Annotated in this window: 22 protein-coding genes and 2 tRNA genes; 14 read left to right on the top strand and 10 right to left on the bottom strand. The window is 38.2% G+C overall.

All coding sequences use genetic code 11. The features are described 5' to 3' along the window. Window positions 1-64: 64 nt before the first annotated feature. On the bottom strand, window positions 65-1177 hold the full coding sequence (gene ydiK, locus NBG71_RS02870; RefSeq protein ID WP_075673217.1) for an AI-2E family transporter YdiK: 1113 nt from the start codon (window positions 1175-1177) through the stop codon (window positions 65-67). 216 nt (window positions 1178-1393) lie between these two features. Here ydiK and ydiJ point away from each other — a divergent pair, with 216 nt between their 5' ends. The 11 genes from ydiJ (at window position 1394) to NBG71_RS02925 (ending at window position 13448) form a co-directional block, all read left to right on the top strand. Further along, window positions 1394-4450: a D-2-hydroxyglutarate dehydrogenase YdiJ gene (gene ydiJ / locus NBG71_RS02875; protein ID WP_075673218.1), complete on the top strand. Its 3057-nt coding sequence runs from the start codon at window positions 1394-1396 to the stop codon at window positions 4448-4450. Further along, window positions 4447-4860 carry a 1,4-dihydroxy-2-naphthoyl-CoA hydrolase gene (gene menI / locus NBG71_RS02880; protein WP_075673219.1) on the top strand — a complete coding sequence of 138 codons (414 nt, stop codon included), beginning with the start codon at window positions 4447-4449 and terminating at the stop codon, window positions 4858-4860. The genes ydiJ and menI overlap by 4 nt, the downstream gene beginning before the upstream one ends. 169 nt (window positions 4861-5029) lie before the next feature. After that, complete coding sequence (locus NBG71_RS02885; protein WP_075673220.1) at window positions 5030-5650, top strand: hypothetical protein; 621 nt, start codon at window positions 5030-5032, stop codon at window positions 5648-5650. Between the two features lie 421 nt (window positions 5651-6071). After that, window positions 6072-6440 carry a Fe-S cluster assembly scaffold SufA gene (sufA, locus tag NBG71_RS02890; protein WP_075673221.1) on the top strand — a complete coding sequence of 123 codons (369 nt, stop codon included), beginning with the start codon at window positions 6072-6074 and terminating at the stop codon, window positions 6438-6440. A 17-nt stretch (window positions 6441-6457) separates the two neighbouring features. Next, the gene (gene sufB / locus NBG71_RS02895; protein WP_075673222.1) at window positions 6458-7960 is read left to right on the top strand and encodes a Fe-S cluster assembly protein SufB; all 1503 of its coding nucleotides are present in this window, start codon (window positions 6458-6460) and stop codon (window positions 7958-7960) included. A 44-nt stretch (window positions 7961-8004) separates the two neighbouring features. After that, entirely contained in the window at window positions 8005-8751 is a 747-nt protein-coding gene (sufC, locus tag NBG71_RS02900; protein ID WP_075673223.1) for a Fe-S cluster assembly ATPase SufC, read from the top strand. Next, window positions 8726-10033, top strand: a complete 1308-nt coding sequence (gene sufD, locus NBG71_RS02905; protein WP_109418930.1) for a Fe-S cluster assembly protein SufD — start codon at window positions 8726-8728, stop codon at window positions 10031-10033. Before sufC ends, sufD begins: the two co-directional genes overlap by 26 nt. Before the next feature lie 11 nt (window positions 10034-10044). After that, on the top strand, window positions 10045-11283 hold the full coding sequence (sufS, locus tag NBG71_RS02910; RefSeq protein ID WP_075673225.1) for a cysteine desulfurase SufS: 1239 nt from the start codon (window positions 10045-10047) through the stop codon (window positions 11281-11283). A gap of 21 nt (window positions 11284-11304) precedes the next feature. After that, window positions 11305-11733 carry a cysteine desulfuration protein SufE gene (gene sufE / locus NBG71_RS02915; RefSeq protein WP_075673226.1) on the top strand — a complete coding sequence of 143 codons (429 nt, stop codon included), beginning with the start codon at window positions 11305-11307 and terminating at the stop codon, window positions 11731-11733. A gap of 116 nt (window positions 11734-11849) precedes the next feature. Next, window positions 11850-12767 carry a L,D-transpeptidase family protein gene (locus tag NBG71_RS02920; protein WP_075673227.1) on the top strand — a complete coding sequence of 306 codons (918 nt, stop codon included), beginning with the start codon at window positions 11850-11852 and terminating at the stop codon, window positions 12765-12767. Between the two features lie 153 nt (window positions 12768-12920). Further along, window positions 12921-13448, top strand: coding sequence for a hypothetical protein (locus NBG71_RS02925; RefSeq protein ID WP_075673228.1), 528 nt, complete (start codon window positions 12921-12923; stop codon window positions 13446-13448). Between the two features lie 86 nt (window positions 13449-13534). Here the strand turns inward: NBG71_RS02925 and NBG71_RS02930 are convergent, their stop codons facing one another. The 5 genes from NBG71_RS02930 to NBG71_RS02950 all read right to left on the bottom strand — a co-directional run bounded on the left by NBG71_RS02930 (window position 13535) and on the right by NBG71_RS02950 (window position 17797). Then, complete coding sequence (locus NBG71_RS02930; RefSeq protein ID WP_036913221.1) at window positions 13535-13774, bottom strand: Lpp/OprI family alanine-zipper lipoprotein; 240 nt, start codon at window positions 13772-13774, stop codon at window positions 13535-13537. Between the two features lie 437 nt (window positions 13775-14211). Continuing rightward, window positions 14212-15624 (bottom strand): pyruvate kinase PykF, encoded by a 1413-nt coding sequence (gene pykF, locus NBG71_RS02935; protein ID WP_075673229.1) that lies wholly within the window; start codon window positions 15622-15624, stop codon window positions 14212-14214. A gap of 467 nt (window positions 15625-16091) precedes the next feature. Beyond that, a tRNA-Val gene (locus tag NBG71_RS02940) sits at window positions 16092-16168 on the bottom strand. Between the two features lie 30 nt (window positions 16169-16198). After that, a tRNA-Val gene (locus tag NBG71_RS02945) sits at window positions 16199-16275 on the bottom strand. 148 nt (window positions 16276-16423) lie between these two features. Beyond that, the gene (locus tag NBG71_RS02950) at window positions 16424-17797 is read right to left on the bottom strand and encodes an MATE family efflux transporter (protein ID WP_250916528.1); all 1374 of its coding nucleotides are present in this window, start codon (window positions 17795-17797) and stop codon (window positions 16424-16426) included. 313 nt (window positions 17798-18110) lie between these two features. Between NBG71_RS02950 and NBG71_RS02955 the strand changes: the two genes are divergently transcribed. Then, window positions 18111-18767: a riboflavin synthase subunit alpha gene (locus tag NBG71_RS02955; protein WP_196563475.1), complete on the top strand. Its 657-nt coding sequence runs from the start codon at window positions 18111-18113 to the stop codon at window positions 18765-18767. 96 nt (window positions 18768-18863) lie between these two features. Here the strand turns inward: NBG71_RS02955 and cfa are convergent, their stop codons facing one another. Continuing rightward, complete coding sequence (cfa, locus tag NBG71_RS02960; protein WP_099659674.1) at window positions 18864-20018, bottom strand: cyclopropane fatty acyl phospholipid synthase; 1155 nt, start codon at window positions 20016-20018, stop codon at window positions 18864-18866. A gap of 305 nt (window positions 20019-20323) precedes the next feature. Beyond that, a complete protein-coding gene (gene punC, locus NBG71_RS02965) occupies window positions 20324-21541 on the bottom strand; it encodes a purine nucleoside transporter PunC (protein ID WP_075673233.1) in 1218 nt (405 codons plus the stop codon). Between the two features lie 118 nt (window positions 21542-21659). On the opposite strand from punC, the gene punR reads away from it, so the two are divergent. Beyond that, window positions 21660-22562 carry a DNA-binding transcriptional activator PunR gene (gene punR, locus NBG71_RS02970; protein ID WP_075673234.1) on the top strand — a complete coding sequence of 301 codons (903 nt, stop codon included), beginning with the start codon at window positions 21660-21662 and terminating at the stop codon, window positions 22560-22562. Window positions 22563-22588: 26 nt separating this feature from the next. Here punR and purR read toward each other — a convergent pair whose 3' ends face one another. Continuing rightward, window positions 22589-23614, bottom strand: a complete 1026-nt coding sequence (gene purR, locus NBG71_RS02975) for an HTH-type transcriptional repressor PurR (RefSeq protein WP_075673235.1) — start codon at window positions 23612-23614, stop codon at window positions 22589-22591. Window positions 23615-23882: 268 nt separating this feature from the next. Here purR and cydH point away from each other — a divergent pair, with 268 nt between their 5' ends. Next, the gene (gene cydH / locus NBG71_RS18835) at window positions 23883-23966 is read left to right on the top strand and encodes a cytochrome bd-I oxidase subunit CydH (protein ID WP_103004765.1); all 84 of its coding nucleotides are present in this window, start codon (window positions 23883-23885) and stop codon (window positions 23964-23966) included. A gap of 137 nt (window positions 23967-24103) precedes the next feature. Here the strand turns inward: cydH and sodB are convergent, their stop codons facing one another. Further along, entirely contained in the window at window positions 24104-24682 is a 579-nt protein-coding gene (gene sodB, locus NBG71_RS02980) for a superoxide dismutase [Fe] (RefSeq protein ID WP_072062546.1), read from the bottom strand. Window positions 24683-24726 lie beyond the last annotated feature (44 nt).

Raw genomic sequence — 24726 nt, forward strand, 5'->3', positions numbered from 1 at the left:
ATTAAACTTTACTCTGTTATTTTTAGAGCATGTAAGTAGCTACACTTACATGCTCTATTATTATTTATTCTTTTTCGATAAAGTTTTTATTCATAAATTCTACTGTTTCAGTTAAATCAGGATTAGGTTTTGGTACTTCATTAATCCATGCATTTAATAAACTATGTGCAACAGCGAGAACAACAGGGCCAATAAATAATCCAATCATACCTAATGTTAAAATCCCACCAATAACACCCGTAAGAATTAATACCATAGGCAAATCAGCTCCCATTTTGATTAAATAAGGCCGTAATACACCATCCATTGTCGCAACGGCGCCACCCCAAATCACCATAACAATGCCCCAAGTGGTATCACCTGTCCAAAATAGCCATAAAATGGAAGGTATCAATACTAATAAAGGGCCTATTTGAGCAAGGCAGCAAATAAACATAATGACGGTTAATACAGTCGCATAAGGTACGCCAGACACAGCGAGACCGATACCACCAACAATCGCTTGAATTAAGGCGGTTAAAACCACCCCTAATGCGACAGCGCGAATAGACATGGATGCAAGTAAGATTGCAGCATCACCACGCTGGCCGGCTAAACGAATGGCAAAATGACGTAACCAAGATACGACATTTTCGCCTTGTAAAAATAGTAAGCCGGAAAATAACAACATCACACCCAAATGTAGGGCAAATCGACCAATATTCAAGGCTTGAGCAAAAAACCAATTTGCAGCTTGCCCGACGTAAGGCTGGATTTTTGAGATTAACGCATTACCACCAGAGACAAGGATAGAGTGCCATGTATCATAAAGCTTACTCCCTATCATTGGGATATCGTTAAGCCATAATAGTTGAGGAGGCTGAACACTTGAAGGTGATTTTGCTAATTCTATTAAAGGCGCACTATTATCAATGACACTACTAATTAATAAGATAATAGGGATAACGAAGATCAGTAATATCAAAATCATCATTATCATGGTTGATAGCCAACGGTATTTTACCCGTTTTTCAATAATAAGAAGTAAAGGCCACGTTGCAACAACAATCATTCCAGCCCAAATAAAACCCACAATAAAGGGATTTAGGATCCAAAAACTGGCGATAATAAAAAAAGAAATAAAAAGAACAGTGAATAAAACTTTTGGTATATCTGTATGGATCTGCGGTTTTTCCATGGTTTTAAATCCCTACACGAATAAAAATGCTAGAAGCAGATGAATAAACATTGCAAATATCACGTTGTTTATATCACTACGCAATTTGCCAGAATTGTATGATAAGGTGAACAGGTATCGGTCTGAAAGTACAAAATGAGGCAAAGTACCTCTTAGCATACATTTCAACATCTAAAATTAAGCAATGTGGACTATTAGATTAAAGAGCTATAACAAATGATCCCACGTATATCGCAAGCACCGCAAGTCAGTGAACTCACAACAGAATTTCTTGATACTCTTCAAAAAAACGGTTTCACCGGTGATATCTCCAGCAGTTACGCTGACAGACTCACTATGGCAACAGATAATAGTATTTACCAGTTATTACCACAGGCTGTTGTTTTTCCTCGCTCAACCGCTGATGTAACTATTATTGCTCGCTTAGTTGATGAACCTCGATTTCATTCACTCTCTCTGACTCCTAGAGGGGGCGGTACAGGCACTAATGGGCAAGCGTTAACGGATGGTATTGTGGTTGATTTATCTCGCTATATGAAGCGTATTATTGAGATAAACCCGCAAGAGCGTTGGGTAAAAGTGGAAGCAGGGGTGATAAAAGATGAGTTAAATCTCTTTTTAAAACCTTATGGCTTTTTTTTCGCGCCAGAACTATCTACCAGTAATCGCGCTACATTAGGTGGAATGATTAACACTGATGCCTCAGGGCAAGGTTCAATGGTTTATGGTAAAACCTCTGATCACGTTCTTGGTGTTAGGGCAGTTTTGTTAGGTGGTGAACTGCTTGAAACACGAGCTATGGATACGGCACTAGCTGAAAATATTGCCCAAGAAAGTTCCGCAATCGGCAATGTTTACCGTACCGTCTTATCTCGTTGCAAAGAGCAACGAAAACTTATTCTTGAAAAATTCCCTAAGTTAAATCGCTTTTTAACAGGGTATGATTTGCGTCATGTCTTTAGTGATGACATGAAACGATTTGATTTAACGAGAATTTTAACAGGCTCTGAAGGAACGCTAGCTTTTATTACTGAAGCGACACTGGATATCACGCCAATTCCCAAACAGCGCAGTTTAGTCAATGTAAAATATGATTCGTTTGATTCAGCATTACGCAATGCCTCTTTTTTAGTTAAAGCGAAAGCACTTTCTGTTGAAACGGTTGATTCAAAAGTATTAAATCTCGCCCGTGAAGATATCGTGTGGCACTCTGTAAAAGAGTTGATCACTGATATTCCTGATAAAGATATGCAAGGGCTTAATATTGTTGAATTTGCTGGCGATGATGAAAACCTTATCGGATCACAAGTCGCATCATTATGCCAACGCTTAGATTCATTAATGAAAGAGGGCCAAGGCGGTGTTATCGGTTATCAAGTCTGTGAAGATTTGGCGGATATTAATCGCATTTATGCTATGCGTAAAAAAGCCGTTGGTTTATTAGGTAATGCAAAAGGGCAAGCAAAGCCAATTCCTTTCGTAGAAGATACCTGTGTGCCACCAGAACATCTTGCTGATTATATTACCGAATTTAGAGCGTTACTGGACAGTCATCAGCTCAATTATGGCATGTTTGGACATGTTGATGCAGGGGTATTGCACGTAAGACCAGCTCTTGATATGTGTGATCCACAACAAGAACTATTGATGAAATCTATCTCAGACGACATTGTCACGTTAACAGCCAAATATGGTGGGTTACTCTGGGGTGAACATGGAAAAGGCTTTAGAGCGCAATACAGCCCCGAATTTTTCGGTGAAACGCTCTATCATGAACTGCGTCAAATCAAAACGGTATTCGATCCTCGAAATAGACTGAATCCTGGGAAGATATGCCCTCCATTAGAGGTCGATGAACCTATGAAGCAAGTCGATACCATCAAACGAGGTACTTTTGATCGCACAATCCCTTTATCTGTGCGTCAAGATTTCAAAGGTGCACTGGATTGTAATGGTAATGGACTTTGCTTTAACTTTGATGCCAAAAGCCCAATGTGTCCTTCAATGAAAATCAGCGGGCAACGCATTCATTCACCTAAAGGACGAGCTGCACTTGTAAGAGAGTGGCTACGCTTATTGACAGAGCAAGGCGTTAGCCCAAAACAACTTGAATCTAGCTTTGAAAATAATAAACCAAGTTTAAGAGGTTTGATTGAGAAAACACGTAATACATGGAAAGCCAAACGTGGCGAATATGACTTTTCTCATGAAGTGAAAGCGGCTATGAACGGTTGCTTGGCTTGTAAAGCCTGTTCAACACAATGTCCGATTAAAATTGATGTGCCATCGTTTCGTTCTAAGTTTACTGAACTTTATCACCAACGTTATTTACGTCCGCTAAAAGATCATATTGTCGCGAATGTTGAATTAACAACGCCGATTATGGCGAAGGCTCCCGGATTTTTTAACTTTTTTATGAAACAGCCATTGGTGCAGTCATTAAGTAAACACACGATAGGAATGGTCGATTTACCTTTGCTGTCATCGCCTACATTAAGACAGCAATTGGCTGGGCACAAAGCGTTAGATATGACGCTGGAAGACTTAGAGCGTTTATCTGAAAAGCAACGAAGCCATCATGTGCTGGTGGTACAAGATCCCTTTACCAGTTATTACGATGCAAAAGTGGTTGCCGATTTTATCAAACTGATTGAAAAAATTGGATTTAAACCTGTTTTACTGCCATTTTCACCTAATGGAAAAGCGCAACATATTAAAGGTTTTTTACAGCAATTTAGTAAAACGGCACAAAAAACCTCAACCATGCTTAATCGTGTCGCACAATTAGGTATTCCTATGGTAGGGGTTGATCCTGCATTAGTGCTTTGTTATCGCGATGAATATCGTGAAATACTGGGTGATAAGCGTGGGGATTTTAATGTTCAACTTGTTCATGAATGGCTAAGTAAATTGGTATCTGAGCCAATAGCAGTTCGTGATGATGCTGAAAAATGGTATCTTTTCGGGCACTGTACAGAAGTGACGGCGCTACCACAAAGTATGAAACAGTGGCAGGCTATTTTCCAACGTTATGGGCAGCAACTCGAATTTGTGAGCACGGGATGTTGTGGAATGGCAGGTACTTATGGACATGAACTAAATAATTATGAAAACTCGTTGGGCATTTATCAACTCTCATGGGGAAATGCATTAAAAACATTACCAACAATGCGTTGTTTAAGCACAGGTTACTCTTGTCGTAGTCAAGTGAAACGTATTGATAATATTGAGCTAAAACACCCACTACAGGCACTTTTGGAGATTATGCCATGATATGGAAACGTGAAACGACAATTGAGTATCTTAATCATATTGGACAAAACAATATGATGAGCCATTTGGGCATTGAGTTAACATGTCTTGGTGATGATTATCTTGAAGGAACAATGCCTGTTGATCACCGTACTAAACAACCTTTAGGGCTTTTGCATGGCGGTGCTTCTGTTGTTTTAGCTGAAACATTAGGTTCTGTTGCGGGTTATCTTTGTACTGAAGGTGAACAAAAGATTGTCGGGTTAGAAATCAATGCAAATCACATTCGTTCAGCGAGAGAAGGTAAAGTAAGAGGTGTGTGTAAGCCTATTCATTTAGGACGCTCACACCAAGTTTGGTCAATAGAAATATTTGATGACAAAGATCGTCAAGTATGTATTTCTAGATTAACGACATCTGTTATTTCTTAAAAATAAAAAGACAGACGCATAAAGTGAAATACTCTCTTTATGCGTTTTTTTTGTGTTTATAGATAATGTTAAAAAATAAAAGCAGAGAGAAAATAAAATTATTTCTTTATTTAGATTTTATTTTTAATGATAATCATTATCTTCATAATAAAAGATAAGACGATCAATAATGTTAACTTCTTATAAATTTAATACCACAGTATTATTAATTGCGGGTTTATTACTCAGCGGATGTGATAATAATTCTACCTCTGAAACGAGTAATGATATACGTAATATTCCAATACAAGCTATTTCTGGTTTTAATATGGCTTATCCCACCTCATTTACAATGAGTAGAGAAGATACTGAAAATTATTTTAAATCCTTACCTGATAATGTTCAGGACGTCACAACAGAAATGATGGTTTATAAATCAGAGCCTATTTGTGATTTAACAGAAGTTCGTCTGGTTTATTTTAAAATGATCGATGTAATGAGTTATGATGTGGATGCAGGAGCACAAGGTATTGTAGATAATATTGCCATCATAGATGGCATGAATGAAATATCTACATCGATAAAACCATTAACTATCCCAAATGTGGAAAGTCGACATGTCTTTTTTGAAGGGAAATATGCAAAAGAGAACGTGAGCTATGAAGGTATTTTAGCGGCAGATCTTAAAACGAATCGAGTATGGCAATTGCAATTAATTAGTAACTTCAATAGCCAATCGAACAAACAAAAAAACAGTCAAATTCTTGAATGTACAAACAAATATATTCAAACCATCACTATTAATAAATAACATCGAAGAGCACACAAACCAATAAGAGGTCATCATATAAGTGGTGCTATCTTATCTTCTCTCATCAAAAGCATAAAAATGAATGTGAATAGGCTCAATAAGCTAGCTGTAAAAAGCACATTTTTATGCTTTTTTCTCTAAATTTCAGTGATAACATATAAAGTGTATTTATTTTGCAACTTATATGCGTATTGTGCGAAATATAAGAAAAATTAAAAGTTTTATTTTTTAGAATGAAAAAATATAAAAGTGTTATATTACATTGCGTTAACATGATTTTTTAACAAAACAAGCGTAAAAATAGAACAAAAAATACACATTTACGGAATATCCTTTCAAAAGACATGGTTGAAGTGATAAGGGTTATCATTACCATTAGTGTCAGGAAAGATATCAATCTCCTTTCGAAATGAGGTCAGAAATGACAAACAACGTTGAAACTTTTTCTCTTAATGACACAGCTTGGCAAGGCATTGTATTAACGGATAATGCGGCAAAGCATATCTGCCATTTAGTCGAGAAAAACCCTGAAAAACAAGGGCTTTCCTTAAATATCAAACCCTCTGGTTGTACAGGGTATGGTTATGTTATTGAACTCGCTACTACCCCAAATGATGATGATCTTGTTTATGAACATAATGGTGCAAAACTCTTTGTTTCATTAAAAGCAATGCCATTTATCGATGGGTTGGTTGTTGATTATGTTCGTGAAGGACTTAATCAAATGTTTAAATTTAATAATCCTAAAGCTCAAAACGTCTGCGGATGTGGTGAGAGCTTCGGGGTATAACATAGTGAAGTCAGATTATGTCTCAGAGCAATGTTGAAATTGGTGATGAAGTTCAGGGATGGTTAAGCGATCACCACTATAAAGAAGGTTTTTATACCGATATCTCAACCGACACCTTAGAAAAAGGATTAAATGAAGCGGTTGTACGTGCAATATCGGCAAAAAGAAACGAACCAGAGTGGATGCTGGAATTTCGTTTAGATGCTTATCGCCATTGGTTGGAAATGGAAGAGCCACATTGGCTAAAAGCAGATTATCCATCGCTTAATTATCAAGATTATAGCTATTATTCAGCACCATCTTGTAGTTCATGTTGTGCTAACGGCAGTTGTGCTGGTGGCACAAATGAAGCTGTTACGAGCGATAAACAAGCTGCACAGGATTATTTAACCAAAGAAGTTGAAGATGCTTTTAACCAACTAGGAGTACCTGTAAGAGAAGGGCAAGCCGTTGCTGTTGATGCTATTTTTGACTCAGTTTCTGTTTCAACAACATATCGTGAAGAGCTTGCTGAACATGGCATCATTTTCTGTTCATTTAGCGAGGCTATACAAGAATATCCTGATCTAGTACGCCAATATTTAGGCACTGTTGTCTCAAGCCATGATAACTACTTTGCTGCACTGAATGCTGCGGTCGCATCTGATGGTACTTTTGTCTATATTCCAAAAGGGGTTCGTTGCCCAATGGAGTTATCGACTTATTTCCGTATTAATGCCGCTCAAACAGGCCAATTTGAACGAACTATTTTGGTTGCAGATGAAGGCAGTTATGTCAGTTATATCGAAGGTTGTTCAGCACCTGTTCGAGATAGCTATCAGCTTCATGCTGCTGTGGTTGAAGTCATTATCCATAAAGATGCTGAAGTAAAATACTCTACTGTACAAAACTGGTTCTCTGGTGGTGATAGTGAAGGCGGTATTCTGAACTTTGTGACTAAACGCGCTATCTGTGAAGGCGAAAACGCCAAAATGTCATGGACGCAATCAGAAACGGGTTCTGCGATCACATGGAAATACCCAAGTGTGATTTTAAAAGGGGATAATTCCACCGCTGAATTCTTCTCGGTTGCTTTAACCAATGGCAATCAACAAGCAGATACGGGGACTAAGATGATCCATATCGGCAAAAATACCAAATCAACCATTATCTCTAAAGGTATTTCTGCGGGTAAAAGTCAAAACAGTTACCGCGGGCTCGTAAAAGTACTTCCTGGTGCGCAAAATGCTCGTAACTTCACCCAGTGTGATTCCATGTTAATTGGTACACAGTGCGGTGCGCATACTTTCCCTTATGTTGAGGTAATGAACAACTCAGCACAACTTGAACACGAAGCGACAACGTCACGTATTGGTGAAGATCAGTTGTTTTATTGTCGTCAGCGTGGATTAAGCGAAGATGATGCAATCTCAATGATTGTAAACGGATTTTGTAAAGATGTGTTCTCAGAATTACCGCTGGAATTTGCTGTGGAAGCACAAAAATTATTAGCAATCAGCTTAGAGCATAGCGTCGGTTAACTATTAACCAAATTCTGAGTATAAAGATACCGAAGGCATATATTATGTTAGATATTAAAAATTTACATGTCAGTGTTGAAGGCAATGAGATCCTTAAAGGATTAGATTTGCAGGTGCGTGCAGGTGAAGTTCACGCGATTATGGGACCAAATGGCTCGGGTAAAAGTACGCTATCTGCAACGCTTGCTGGCCGTGATGAATATGAAGTTGATGAAGGTTCAATTACCTTTAAAAGTAAAGATTTATTGGAGTTAGAGCCGGAAGATCGCGCAGGTGAAGGCATCTTTATGGCATTTCAATATCCTGTTGAAATACCCGGTGTCAGTAATCAGTTTTTCTTACAATCTTCTGTAAATGCAGTGAGAGAATATCGTGGTCAAGAGCCGTTAGATCGCTTTGATTTTGAAGATTTTATTGAAGATAAAATTAAATTACTGGATATGCCACAAGATTTGCTAACACGCTCTGTTAACGTGGGATTTTCTGGTGGTGAGAAAAAACGTAACGATATCTTACAAATGGCTGCGTTAGAGCCTGAGTTATGTATTTTAGATGAAACAGACTCAGGTCTTGATATAGACGCATTAAAAATCGTTTCTAATGGTGTTAATAGCTTACGTGATGGTAAGCGAGCTTTCATCGTTGTAACACACTACCAACGTATTCTAGATTATATTAAACCTGATTTTGTGCATGTGCTTTATCAGGGAAAAATCATTAAATCAGGTGATTTTTCATTGGCGCAAAAATTGGAGGAACAAGGTTATGGCTGGCTTATTGACCCTCAATGAAAAGCGTGAAAAACAGCGCCAAGTTGAATTGCGTAATCAACAAGCATTAAAAATGTTTTCAGCGTTATATCATCAACGCAAAGGTAATAATAGCCTCAATGCTCGTAATCATTGGTCTCAAGTTGAGAAAATCGGTTTCCCAGTTTATCGCCATGAAGATTGGCATTATACACCGTTAGAAGAAACGCTCAGTCTGCGCTATCAACAATTGCCACCTTTTGATGTGCAAAGTTTAATGGCTAAATATGCATTATCTTTTGACTGTTATCGTATTGTGATGGTGAATGGTACATTTTCACCAATAGAAAGCAGTAAAGACTTTGGTCCTTATCAAGTCACTTTACTCGATAACCAAAGTGAATTACCTAAAGCGGTAAATGGTGAAATCTTCCTGCATTTAGTTGAAAGTTTAGCGCCACATCCTTTGCTTATTACCCTGAAAAACGGTGTTATTGCGGATAAACCACTTTATATCCTCAATATTACTCAAGGGGATCAAAGCGCTGAGGTAAATAGTGGAAATTATCGTTTTCATCTTGATGTTGGTGCAAATACCCAGATGCAAGTGATAGAGCACTATATTAGCAGTGATAGTGAAAACCGCCATTTTACAGGAGCAAGGTTAACCGCGACGATCGGTGATAATGCCTCTTTTAACCATATCAAATTAAGTTTTGAGAATGGTGTAAGTCAGCATTTTGCCCATAATGATATGACGATAGGCCGTGATGCTCGTGTTAACAGTTACGCTTTTTTATTAGGCGCTAAGCTAAGTCGTCATCACACAAGTTCTGCATTAAAAGGTGAAAATACAGAGCTTTCGATGAATAGCGTTGTATTACCTAAAGCCGGAGAGATTGCAGATACTCGCACATGGTTGGTTCATGGTGAGAAAAATTGCCAGAGTCGTCAATTGCATAAAAGTATTGCGATGGATGCAGGGAAAGCTGTATTTAACGGTATGATCACGGTGACACCTCAAGCATTAAAAACAGATGGTCAAATGACTAATAACAATCTGTTGCTGGGTGAAAAAGCACAAGTTGATACTAAACCACAGCTTGAGATTTATGCTGATGATGTGAAGTGTAGTCATGGTGCTACTGTGGGACGAATTGATGATGAGCAGCTATTTTATCTGCGTTCACGAGGTATTTCCTTAAGTGATGCCCGTAAAATGATCATTCATGCATTTGCGGCTGAATTAACTGAATCGCTAGAAAATAGTGTGATTAAAGCGCAGGTATTAGAAAGAATTAATCAGCGCTTATTAGAGGTATAAAATAAGGCATTATGACGCATTCCATTGAAAAAGCGCGAGCTGATTTTCCAATTCTTTCACAACAAGTGAAAGGAAAATCTCTGATTTATCTCGATAGTGCCGCAAGTGCTCAGAAACCGGCTTGTGTCATTGAGCATGAAAAACAATTTGCCTTAACACAATATGCCGCGGTTCACCGCGGCATTCACACATTAAGTGCAAATGCGACAATGTTAGTTGAAAATGTCCGTAAAAAAGCCTGTGATTTTTTAGGTGCCAATAGTGAAGAAGAGATAGTTTTTGTTAAAGGAACAACGGAAGGGATCAACCTAATTGCGAACGTTTATAGCCAACGATTTTTGAATGATGGTGACAATATCATCATCACAGAAATGGAACATCACGCAAATATTGTTCCATGGTATATGTTGGCAAAACAGTATGGCTTTAATGTTCGTGTGTTACCGCTATTACAAGACGGCACGCTCGATTTTGCTCAATTACCTCACTTAATCGATGAGCGAACTAAATTACTCAGTCTCACTCATCAATCAAATGTATTGGGCACAGTGAATCCAGTCGCTCAAATTATTCGTGATGCTCGTCAATATGCAATTGAGCGAGGTGGTGAATTACATATATTGGTTGATGGTGCTCAAAGTGCAATGCATCAAACAATTAATGTTTCACAACTTGATTGCGACTTTTTTGTTTGTAGTGGACATAAACTTTATGGGCCTACAGGTATTGGTTTGTTATACGGTAAGAAAGCGATACTGGATGAATTACCGCCATGGGAAGGCGGTGGTGCAATGATAAAGCATGTTCATATTAATGGCGATATTACCTACGCAGATGCGCCTTGGCGCTTTGAAGCAGGCACACCTAATATTATGGGAATGATTGGCTTAGGTGCGGCATTAGATTATCTTTCACAATTAGGTATGAATAATATTGCTGAGTATGAAAATCATATAATGAAGTATGCTCAAGAGCAGTTGCAAAAAGTAAAATCCTTAACGCTTTATGGCAATGATTCTCGACAAGGTGTGATAGCGTTTAATTTAGGCAAACATCACGCTTATGATGTTGGGGCATTCCTTGATAATTATGGTATTGCTATTCGTACAGGGCATCACTGTGCGATGCCAATTATGGATTATTACCAAGTTCCTGCGATGTGTCGTGCATCTCTCGGTTTATATACCAATAAAAATGATATCGATGCGTTGGTTAATGCGCTATTACGTGTTGAGATGTTATTAGGTTAAAAATTAAAAAAGAGGTTATTCATGGCAGTTGCCAATTTGCCAGATGAAGCAAAGCTATTACGCAATTTTTCTCGTTGTCAAGATTGGGAACAACGTTATCTCTATATGATGGAGTTAGGTGAGCGCCTTACTCCTTTAACGGATGAACAACGTATTTCAGCTAATTTTATTGAAGGTTGCCAAAGCCAAGTTTGGATAGCGGTTTCTCTTAATGAGAATAAACAGTTAGTGCTGGCTGGTGATAGTGATGCAGGTATTGTAAAAGGCCTTGTTGCCTTAGTGATTATCTTATTTCAAGGTAAAACTATCAAACAAGCATTAGAGACAGATATCAAACATTACTTCTCATCATTAGCCCTAGAAAGCCACTTAACACCATCTCGCACGCAAGGTTTACATGCGATGGTTACAACGCTTATTACGCGTTTTTCAGAATACGCTGTAGCATAAATGTTACCTGATCCCGCATTAATGTTCTAAACTGACTTATTATATGAAAGCATAACAATGATAATGTTATCATCATAATAGTCAGTTTATTTTATTTCTAACACACGGGATAAACGATGAAAAAATGGTTAACTCTCTTAGGTGTATCGCTATTAGGGATGAGTAGTCACTTATCTTATGCGACAGAATATCTACTACCTGCTGATGGCCAGCGTATTATTGGTGAAAATTTTTCATATATAGTTCCCGATGATAAACGCTCTTTAGAGGCTATTGCGTCCGAATACCAAGTGGGATTGCTCAATATGATGGAAGCGAATCCTGGTATTGATCCTCTTTTGCCTGATGCAGGTAAAACCTTAACAATCCCTTTGCAGATGATTTTACCTGACTCTGTGCGAAAAGGTATTGTTATCAATCTTGCTGAATTGCGCCTTTATTATTATCCAAAAGAGGGTGGAACCGTTGATGTTTACCCTATTGGAATTGGTCAATTAGGGCGAGAAACACCTGAGATGGTGACATCGATTTCTCAATTAATTAAAGATCCCACTTGGACACCAACGGCGAATATTCGCAAAAATTATGCAGCTAAAGGGATCACGCTACCGGCTGTCGTTCCTGCTGGCCCTGAAAATCCAATGGGGGCATATGCTTTAAGATTGGCACATAGTCGAGGTGAATACCTTATACATGGTACTAATGCTGATTTTGGTATTGGTTTAAGAGTGAGTTCAGGCTGTATTCGTTTACGCCCAAATGATATTGAGACCTTATTTAACGTGGTACCTAAAGGGAGTCGAGTCCAGGTTATCAATAAACCAATTAAATTTACTGAAACCGCAGACGGTAGACAGTTTATTGAAGTTCATCAGCCACTATCACGTAATGAAGATGACGATCCACAAACCATGCCTCTTACATTCACAAAGCAATTTAATGCTTGGTATGAGAGTGGCAAGGTTAATAAAGATAAAGCTGATGCAGAGCTTATTCGACGCTCTGGTATTCCGGTAGAGGTTACTGCTTACTAGTCAGTGAGGATGATACTATTAAAAACAAAACAGGTGCTTTAGGCGGCTGTTTTGTTTTAGGTTTCAAAAAATAAAAAAGACTTCTTTATAAAATCAATAGTGCTAAAAATACCTTACCATCAAAATGTTTTCTATTGATAATAAGGGAGTTTAATGAAAGTTTTAGTTAATAATGGACACATAATAAAAGAAAATCGTAATATCTCTTCTAGCATGGAAGATGGTTTAAGTGGACTATTTAATGATTTATCTCAGGTGACAAATAGCTGTAAAACGTTTTTAATTGGAGATAAAAAGCTAAAAAGTGAAAATATTCAATCAATGTGCGATGAGATCCTCCAACGACTCATTCCCAAAGAGGGAGCTAGGGAATATGAGTTAATTGGAATAGAGACTTTGCCGGATACGGCTAGTTCTAGAATACCCTACACAAAATCTTCAAAATCAGTGACAGAGCTGTTTTATATTCTAGAGAATGAACTCAAAAAAGTAAGTGATATAGATTATACTGTGCTGACATTAGCTCAAAAAAAATATGTTAATAAAATTATAGATACATTTAAGGCGTTACTTATTCAAGCTAATAAAAATATCAACATTTGCTCAAACCTAGCAACGAATTATAATTTAATTGCTCATATAAAAGGTCTTAATATCGATAAATTTACCAATAAGCAATAACCTTATAAAAAAACAAAGCCCTAACAATGTTAGGGCTTTGCGATTAATGCTTGCCTAAAGCTGTTTCAGCTTATTGGTAAGTCAAATTACTTTTTATAAGTAGTGACTTGGTTATCTAAACGCTGATTTGCACGAGCAGCTTCGTCGTAAGCTGATTTAGCTTCGGCACGAGCAGATTGTACATCACCACTTAGTTGCTGGACTTGAGTATTCAGGCGGCTTACATCAGAAGAGATTTGATCTAATTGTGCATTATTACTAGAAGAACAACCTGCTAATAAGCCTGAAGCCAGAATTACCGCACCTAGTACAAGTTTCGCTTTCATAGTTACAACCTCTATTATTAGTTTGTGTAAAGGAACAAGTAGCATTTATATGAAACCATTAATAAGTATGGCACACATATAGGAAAATGCCGGATTTATTCGTAATAAGTGTATCTTACGTTCCCTATAACAATAGGAAAAATAACACTTATATTGTAAATATTCAGCACAATAAATGCGTGTTTTCTCACAAAATACCTTTATTAGTAAAAATCCTAATCATTAAATAGCTATTTATTGACTGAAAATTACACAAATTTAGACAGGTGATTTACACGTCAACTAATTGATAAATAATTATAAATACGTAGGGTAAGAGATGAGATTAGGAAAGTATATCACTCTAAAAAAGAATAGCAGAAAAAGAGGTTTTTTTGGAAACAGGTAAAGAAAACGCCACCCATTGAGTGGCGTTTAATGTATTCGTACTGTAAAAATTACAGAACGTGAACAGATGAAGTATTTGTTGTACCGCTATCAACCAGGGCACCAGTAACCATAACAACACGCTCACCAGCATGCGCTAAACCACTTGCTAATGCAGCTTCTTTACCAATACGGTAGAAGTCATCAGTAGAGGCGATTTCGTTAACTAATTGAGTGGTTACACCTTTAACTAACAGTAACTGACGAGCTGTTTCTTCGTTGTTTGTTAATGCTAAGATTGGTGCTGTTGGGAAATATTTACGGATAGAACGAGCTGATTTACCACCGAAAGTTGCTACAACAATCAGAGGCGCATCTAAGTTTTCAGCCATTTCAACTGCACCGCGACAAACTGCTTCAGTTACGCGTAATTTTGCAGCTGTTTGTTTGTAATCAAGACGAGATTGCATGATACGGTCTGTACGATCACAGATAGTTGCCATGATGGTCACAGCTTCTACTGGGTATTTACCTTTTGCACTTTCACCTGACAACATAACAGCATCAGTACCATCTAAGATAGCATTCGCAACGTCACCCGCTTCAGCACGAGTAGGGCGTGGGTTTTTGATCATTGAATCTAACATTTGCGTTGCAGTGATAACCACTTTACGTGCAGCGTTACATTTTTCGATCATCATTTTTTGTGCGAAGATAACTTCTTCAACTGGGATCTCAACACCTAAGTCGCCACGAGCAACCATGATACCGTCGGATGCTTCTAAGATCTCATCAAAATTGTTTAAACCTTCTTGGTTTTCAATTTTTGAGATGATCATGATGTTTTCGCCGCCGTGTGCATTTAAGTGAGCACGCATTTCTTCAACGTCAGAACGTTTACGAATGAATGATGCAGCAACGAAATCAACGCCTTGCTCGCAACCAAAGATAAGATCTTGTTTATCTTTTTCAGCTAATGCTGGTAAACCGATAGAAACGCCAGGTAAGTTAACACCTTTGTTTTCACCTAAGTCACCGTTGTTTAAAACTTCACAAACAACTTCTTTATCAGTTACAGCAGTGACTTTCATGCCGATAAGACCATCATCAACTAAAACGGTGTTACCAACAGTTAAGTCTTTAGCAAAACCTTCGTAAGTTACAGCAACGCGGTCTTTATTACCCACAACAGTTTTGTCTGTGGTGAAAGTGAAAGTTTGACCAGCAACTAAAGCGACATCATTACCACCTTCTAATTTGATGGTGCGAATTTCTGGGCCTTTAGTATCTAATAAGATAGCGGCTTTTTTGCCTGTTTTAGCGCAAATGTTACGCAGGTTTTTGATACGGTTGCCATGCTCTTCATAGTCACCGTGAGAGAAGTTTAGACGCATAACGTTCATGCCTGCGTCCAGTAATTGATTCAGTTTTTCTTCAGATTCGGTTTTTGGTCCGATGGTGCAAACAATTTTTGTCTTTTTCATGGCAGTCTATTTAATGGTTGTATTGTAATGGATGAATAAGGATTAATGTCGCTGTTTTCTATTAACAGTATCAACGGTGCAAAACAGGGTGTACAAACTCATATCTAATGGATAAGTTGCGCAACATGTTAATGGTTCAGCAACATCATAAAAATCTTGTCACTATTTTGTATCAAAGGTTGGCAGACATCTTACATTATAGTCTATCATGATTCATTTGTTCTGTTTTCTAAAGATGCCCGTAAATCAATACGCTGAAACCTTTCAACAAAATTATGTTTCGTATTATAGAGGTTAATTTCTATGAAGAAAATCGAAAAAAGGTAAATTTAAGTGATGTGATCAAAATACGGCGCTGATTGCTTGTTTTTTAAACACCTTGTTGCGCAATAAAATATTGCAAGCTAAATTAATTATTTTGTAGGGTAGGTAAGATGAGTAAAAATAAGAAAATAGAGAAAGAGAAATGGTGCGTCCAAGTGGACTCGAACCACCGACCCCCACCATGTCAAGGTGGTGCTCTAACCAACTGAGCTATGGACGCACTGTATTGAGATGTTGTCGAAAAAATAAATGGTGCGTCCAAGTGGACTCGAACCACCGACCCCCACCATGTCAAGGTGGTGCTCTAACCAACTGAGCTATGGACGCATTATCTATTGGGTGACAACGGGGACGAATATTAACGAGATGATTCGATTCTGGCAAGAGGAAAAACACAAATTTATATTCAACTGCTCGTATTTAAAGCTATTTGTTGATATTTGTGTCATTCCTTTGCCTAAATAACCGTTTTTGTTTAACGCTCGGAGCGTAATAATACCACTTCATCAGGTTGGCGTTGGATCCACCAAATACGAGAACCCATCATAATTGCTGAGGCAGTTAAACCTAAAATAAAGCCAATCCAGAAACCAGCAGGTCCCATCGCTTCAACAAAATAATTAGTACGCCCCAATATATAACCAGAAGGTAGCCCAATTACCCAGTAGGCAATAAAGGTAATAAAGAATATAGAACGAGTATCTTTATAACCCCGCAATACACCTGAGCCAATAACTTGCACAGAATCTGATAACTGATAAAGCGCAGCGAATAACATAAGATGAGAAGCTAATGTCACTACTTCAATATTATCGTTATACATTAACGCGATTTTTTCTCTGAAGATGATAGAGGAAATAGCGGTACAACTTGCCAACATTAGTCCAACAGCAAGCGCTGTAATGGCTGAAGTACGCGCTTGCTCTGTAGAGCGTTGCCCTAAGTTATGGCCGACACGGATGGTTGCTGCTATCCCCAATGAAAGAGGGAACATAAACATCAGTGAGCTAAAGTTAAGTGCTATCTGATGACTGGCAACCGCAGTAACGCCTAAAGGTGAAACTAATAACGCAACAACGGCAAATAGAGTTACTTCAAAGAATAAGGCTAAGCCAACAGGTAACCCTAAAAACGTAATACGTTTTATTGTGTGGAAATCAGGGCTTACTAAACGTTTCTGTGGCATAACGTCACGTTGTGTTGGCGCTCGACGCACGTAATAACGCATCATTAAGAACATTGCCCAGAAAACGGAGGCCGTTGCAACACCACAACCAATTCCTCCTAATTGTGGGGCACCAAATTTACCGTAAATAAAGGCGTAGTTAACAGGGATATTAATTAACAAGCCAATAAAACCAATTATCATGCCGGGTTTCGTTTTAGATAATCCCTCACATTGGCTTCTCAATACCTGATAGTAAAGGCAACCTGGTGCCCCCCACATAATGGCATGAATAAATCCAATGGCTTTTTCGGCTAATTCGGGTTCTATATCATGTTGCGCTTCAATAATAAAACGGCTGTTATAAAGAACAGCAATTACCATGATTGATAAAAAAGTGGCGAGCCAAAAACCTTGCTGTGTACGATTAGCAATATGTTTTCGTTGTCCTGAACCATTTAATTGTGCAACGATTGGGGTTAATGCCATTAATATGCCTTGGCCTAATAAAATCGTTGGTAACCAAATAGACGTACCTACTGCCACCGCCGACATTTCTGTGGCATTTACAGCACCCGCCATGACAGTATCAACGACACCCATTGCTGTCTGGGAAAATTGCGCGATGATAACGGGGATACCGAGAGCAAGTAAGCTACGCGCTTCTCTTATGTACTTCTGCACGCATACACCTTTATTTATTATAAGAAAACGAAAGGAAAGGAAGAGAACAAACGTCGTATTGTTAAAATGACGTAAAGAGATCCTCAAGACCGCTTATTCTAATGATAAAAGTTTAATAAGCAACGAAAGAAGTTTAGCTTTTCAAACACAGGATTTTGATAATTTATTAGGTGTTTTTACGTTATATTTAACGGCAATCATCGACAAGGAATAAATACGATAATTGTTCCTTTGTATTAATACGAGCTATGTTATCCTTTATAGCATAAGCCTAAATTGAGTTTACCAGTTTATCGATCCAAGGAGATGTAAGATGTTTACAGGTATTGTTCAGGGAAAAGGGCGGGTTATTGCTATCGAAGATAAAGGCGATTTTCGTACCCATATCATTGAATTACCCAAAGAGTTAGTCGGCAATTTAGAAACAGGTGCTTCTGTTGCAAATAATGGTTGCTGTTTAACGGTCACTAAAATTGAAGATACACATATTAGTTTTGATTTAGTGAAAGAGACATTACGTTTAACTAACCTTGGTGAATTAAAAGTTGGCTCTGAAGTGAATATTGAACGTGCAGCTAAGTATGGTGATGAAATTGGTGGCCATGCTATGTCTGGTCATATTGTAACAACTGCTGAAGTTGCCAAAATTATTACATCAGAAAATAATTTACAAATTTGGTTTCGCATCTTTGATAAAGCATTAATGAAGTACATTTTGCACAAAGGTTTTATTGGTATTGATGGAATAAGCCTAACTGTGGGAGATGTGGTTAATAACCGTTTTTGTGTACATTTAATTCCTGAAACGCGTGATAGAACAACATTAGGTCGCAAACGTCTTGGTGATAAAGTCAATATTGAACTTGATCCTCAAACCCAAGCGATTGTCGATACAGTAGAGCGCGTTATGGCGCAACAAGCACAGCAGCAAGCTTTATTAGCAACACAACAAATTGAAAATGAAGAATAAGCTTCACATAATTAATGTTGTTGCTCTTAAAACAGAACTAAAGAAAAAGCCAGTTTGATTGATAAACTGGCTTTTCTCTTTTTATAAAAAGAATAATTAGCGAGGGATTTGTAAACCGCCAATATGACCTTTAGGGCTTAGTACGATTTGCCATAGCTGAATATCTCTGGCACGAAATGCACCCGCACAGGCATTAAGATAATAGCTAAACATACGTTTAAAACGCGGTGTATAATTAGACTGAATATCTGGCCAACAGGCTAAAAAACGCTGATACCATGCCATTAATGTTTTATCGTAGTCAGCACCAAAGTTATGCCAATCTTCCATCACAAATTTGCTGTCCATTGCGTGAGCAATTTTTTGAATAGATGGTAAGCATCCATTAGGAAATATATATTTGCTTATCCAACTATCTACATTCACTTTATCGCGGTTAGAGCCAATGGTGTGTAATAAAAACAGACCTTCTTCCTTTAAATTACGACGAACCACATCAAAATAAGTGGCATAATTTTTGGGCCCTACGTGCTCAAACATACCCACTGAAACTATACGATCAAACTTTTCATGTAAATCGCGATAATCTTCTAAAATAATATTTACATCAAGTCCTTGGCATCGAGCTTGTGCCAATTTTTGCTGTTCACCAGAAATGGTGACTCCCGTTACAGAAACACCAAAATGTTTGGCTGCATAGCCTGCAAGTCCACCCCAACCACAGCCAATGTCTAATAAGGTCATTCCTGGTTTTAAATCTAATTTTCGGCAAATTAAATCTAATTTATGTTCTTGAGCTTGAGTTAAATTATCTGCGTTTTTCCAGTAACCACAGGAATATTGCATATTAGGATCGAGCATGGCTGTAAATAAATCATTACCAAGATCGTAATGCTCTTTACCTACCATCCATGCGCGTTTTTGAGTTTGTAGATTAAAAAGGCGGGCTGTCGCAATCTTAACAATATCACGTAGATTTTGTGGGAGCTTATTTTCAAGGCCAGCACGTAAAACTTTATGAAAGAATATATCCAGTCGCTCACAATCCCACCAACCATCCATATAGCTTTCACCGAGACCTAATGAGCCTTGTTGCAATACTCTTTTATAAAAATTTTGATTATGAACCTGAATGTCATAAGGTTCTGAACCATTAACTCGAATATCAGCGTGAGTTAGTAGCTCTGTAGCAATCCTTTCATAAGGATCATTGGAGGTCTTTCGGCCTTCTTCTACACAAGATGTACTCATATACTCTCCGGCGTAAACTAAGCGGGTTTTGAGACATAAGCTAAGAAAGAGTGTGTACAGATTGACAGTATTAAAATGGTATCGTGTTCAATATGGGTTGAACGAATAGAATTAATAAGACAACTAATCTGACATAATCAGCTAATAATCTGCTTAATGCCTCAAAATCCGAAAGAAAAATAGATAAAACGCTATTACAGCGTATAGGTAAGTATAGAGACGTAGAATGTTTTTCTCTAGAAAAGAAAAAGGCTATTTTTTATAAAACAGCCTTTTTAAGATAATTCTTAAAAGAATAAACGTGATTATTCTGCGGTTTGAACTGTGTGTTTGGTAACAGATTTATTACGCTGAATAAAGTAGCCAACTGCCATTGGAATTGCTGTTAACGCCATAATTGCTGTGGTGTTAATCAGAGGTTGTTGGCTAATAAATGCAGATACGATAAAACTTGCTAAGCTACAAAGACCCAGTTGAAGCGCATTTTGTAACGCAGCTGCTTTACCACTAATTTCAGGATAAGCAGATAAAGCATTAGATACTGCGATTGGATAAGATGCACCATTCATTGCAGCCATAATACAGAACGGAATTAAAATAGTTGTCAATGTTGGTTCCGTAAATTTAGCAACAAGGTATAAGGCAGTCATACTGACAGCATAACCAATTAATAACAGTGGTAGCAGTGTTTTACCTGTCATTTTTGACAGTAAAATACGACAACCATAACCACCGACCATAAAGGCAATAGTTTGTGGAATATAACTTAAACCGATATCCTGTGGAGAGTAGCCCATCTTTTCAAGAATGATTGGTGAGCCTGCTAACCAAGCAAAGAAACCTGCACTACAAGAAGCGTAAACTAATACGTTACCTGTGTAGAGAGGGGATTTTAGTAAAGTTATAAATGATGCAGAAGATTGGTTTGCATCTGTAATTGATTTTTGTTTAATGTTTTTTAGCATTAGTGTCGGTAACATGAGAACTAACGTTACGGCCATTAACAGCATAAAAATCATACGCCAGCCACCGTGATTTAATAATGAAGCACCAATTAAAGGAGCAAGTGCTGGTGATAATGCAACCAGTGGCATAATTAAAGCAAAAACGTGCTGAGCGCGAGATTCATCAAAACGGTCGATGACAAGAGCTTGCCAAATAACAGCAGCAGAGCAGACGCCGAAAGCTTGTAGGAAGCGCATAGCAAGTAAGCCAGTTGCACTTTCAACCCACAGCATACCAAGGCAGCCTAAAGAGAAAAGGCTTAAACCAATAAGAAGAATAGGTTTACGACCGACTTTGTCAGAAAGTGGTCCCCAAAGTAACTGAGCAACAGCAAAGCCAAATAAAAAGATACTTAAGCTATTACTAATAGCACCTTCGCTGATAGAGAGCTCACGTTGCATCATACCAAATGCAGGTAAGTACATATCAATAGCTAAGTAACCTAGCATACTTAAACCGGCTAGGTACACCATAAAGCTCATAGGTGTTTTTGATTGTGTGGATGTTTTAGAATTCATTTTATTTTCTATGCTATGTGATGTAGAACATTTTATATATTGTAACTAAGACCTATTTTACTTGTGAAACGGGAATATTTGGTTAATGCTGTGAAAAATTTTCAAAGGAATAAACTCTATGTGGTCAGAATACTCTTTAGAAGTTGTTGATGCAGTCGCAAGAACAGGAAGTTTTAGCTCGGCTGCTCAAGAATTGCACAGAGTGCCATCTGCCGTTAGTTACACTGTTCGGCAATTAGAGGAATGGCTTGCCGTTCCTTTGTTTGAGCGCCGTCATCGTGATGTGGAATTAACCGACGCAGGTAAAATTTTCATCAAAGAAGCACGGTCTGTTATCAAAAAAATGAATGACACTCGGCACCTTTGTCAACAGGTTTCTAATGGATGGCGCGGTCAATTTAGTATAGCAGTTGATGGCATAGTTAAACCTGAAAGAACACAACAACTTATTCTCGACTTCTACCGCCATTTTCCGGATATAGAACTGTATGTCTACCCTGAAGTGTTTAATGGCGTATGGGACTCCTTAGTTAATGGCCGTGTTGATTTAGCCATTGGTGCAACAAGAGCCTCACCAATCGGTGAACGTTATAGTTTTAGAGATATGGGATTTATGCCTTGGCGCTGTGTTTGCCATGTTGATCACCCTTTAGTGAAAGCACAACATCCACTAACGGATGATGAAATGCGACCTTATCCAAGTTTATGTTTAGAGGATACCTCGCGCAGTTTACCAAAACGTGACACATGGGCACTCAATAATCAGCGTAGAATGGTTGTTCCGACATGGGATATGGGGCTTGAGTGCTTGTTAGCGGGATTATGCGTTGGAATGGTGCCTTGGCACCGTGCTGAACCTTTAATTGAACAAGGTAAGTTGGTAACTTTGCAACTGGCACAACCATTGCCAGACAGCCCATGCTGCCTGACGTGGGTCGATAAAAGTGAATCACCTGCTTTGACATGGTTGTTAGATTATCTTGGAGATAGCCAAACCTTAAATGAGGAATGGCTTCGCTAGAAATCAGGTAGCTAAATAAATATGAATTAACGACGGTAGTCGATAAAAGGACCGTCAGCAACTGAACGGCGCTCAACTAATCGTGGATGAACTTCGATTGTTTGGGCGTCTTCGCGTTTATTGACGATACGATCAAGCAACATCGATAATGCCATTTGGCCTAGACGTTCTTTTGGCTGGTGGACGGTTGTTAGTGCGGGTGTAAAATAGCGTGCATTTCGAATATTGTCATAGCCAACAATAGAAATATCTAAAGGAACACGCAGGCCAAGTTCATCCGCAGCACAAATTGCACCCATCGCCATCACATCACCACCACAAAAGACAGCAGTCGGTCGATGTTTTTGGTTTAGCATTTGGTACATAGCTTTATAGCCAGATTCTGGCTCAAAGTCGCCTTGTACAATCCATTCGTCTTTGACTGTGATTTTGGCTTCTTCCATGGCTTTTAAGAAACCTTGTAAGCGGCCACCACCTGTATTACGTTCTAATGGGCCTGGGATAATACCAATATCACGATGACCTCGCTCAATAAGGTAACGACCCGCAATATAACCACCATGGAAAGCGTTATCGATAATGGTATCTGTAAAGTCGCCACGCGCTTTACCCCAATCCATGACAACCATTGGAATATTGCGATAGCCCTCTAAAAGAGTAAGAAGGTGATCGGGATATTCAGAACACATGACTAATAATCCATCAACACGTTTTTGTGCCAGCATCGCTAAATAGGCTTTTTGTTTATCGAGGTTATTATGTGAATTACATAAAATCAGTGTGTACCCTTTGCTGTAACAACTATTTTCAACAGCTTCAATCACTTCAGCAAAGTAAGGAGCTTCACTGGACGTGGCTAACAGGCCAATAGATTTGGTGTGATTGACTTTTAAACTACGCGCAACGGCACTAGGTGAATAATTTAATTCTTTTATAGCGGCCCAAACTGCTGCCCGTGTGTTCTCAGCAACAAAACGTGTTTTGTTGATCACATGAGAAACAGTCGTGGTTGATACGCCTGCGCGTTTTGCCACGTCTTTTATTGTTGCCATGGTGTGGAAAACTCCTGACCTTCATTGGTCTCTTTTATCTAATTTTATGGTTTAACTGCCAGTATAGTCATACATAGGGCAAACACTGGCAATAATTTAGCGATTAGCTGTGAATTTTGTATGATCTAGCTCAAAAGTGAAAGTATTAATCAATGTTATAAATTGTGCACTGGTCGCTATTTTAGCAAATTTTGATATGTGATAATAATTAACCATGACAAGGTTATGGTTAAAAATGTGTATTATAATCATTTTGAGGGAGAAATAGATGGATACGGATCTGAAATTTGGTTTGAGTACAGCAGTAGCAGCGCTTGTTATGATTGTTTTATTTTCGACTATGTTGTTCTAATCACTGCTTTATAGAATATTCGATCAATTTAAATAATAGATTATCGAATATCTGAATATAACAAAGGGCTCAAGGCCCTTTGTTATTTTGTCACCAAAAATGAATCTCAATCACTCACCTTTGATTATCAAGCTCAATTAAGCCAGGTTAGCTTCAACAAATGACCAGTTAACCAGTGCCCAGAACTCTTCTAAATATTTAACACGTGCATTACGGTAGTCGATGTAGTAAGCATGTTCCCATACGTCTACTGTTAACAGTGGTTTGTCTGCCCCTGAAACTGGAGTTGCAGCATTAGAGGTGTTAACAATTGCAACTGAACCGTCAGCTTTTTTAACTAACCAAGTCCAACCTGAACCGAAGTTTTTAGCTGCAGCATCATTGAATTGCTTTTTGAACTCTTCAAAAGAGCCAAATGCTTTGTTGATAGCATCAGCAATTTTACCTGTTGGTGCGCCACCTGCATTTGGTGCTAAGCAGTTCCAGTAGAAAGTGTGGTTCCATACTTGAGCAGCATTATTAAAGATACCGCCATCAGTAGATTTGATGATTTCTTCTAAAGATTTGCTTTCTAAATCAGTACCTTTAACCAGATTATTTAAATTGGTTACATAGGTCTGGTGGTGTTTGCCGTAGTGATATTCTAAAGTTTCTTTAGAGATGTGTGGCTCAAGAGCATCTAACGCATAAGGTAATTTTGGTAATTCGAAAGACATTGCGTACTCCTTTAAACTATCTATTTCGGGTTTTGTGCCTGAAA

The sequence above is a fragment of the Proteus sp. FZP2095 genome (assembly GCF_023701425.1).
Lineage (GTDB): Bacteria > Pseudomonadota > Gammaproteobacteria > Enterobacterales > Enterobacteriaceae > Proteus > Proteus cibarius.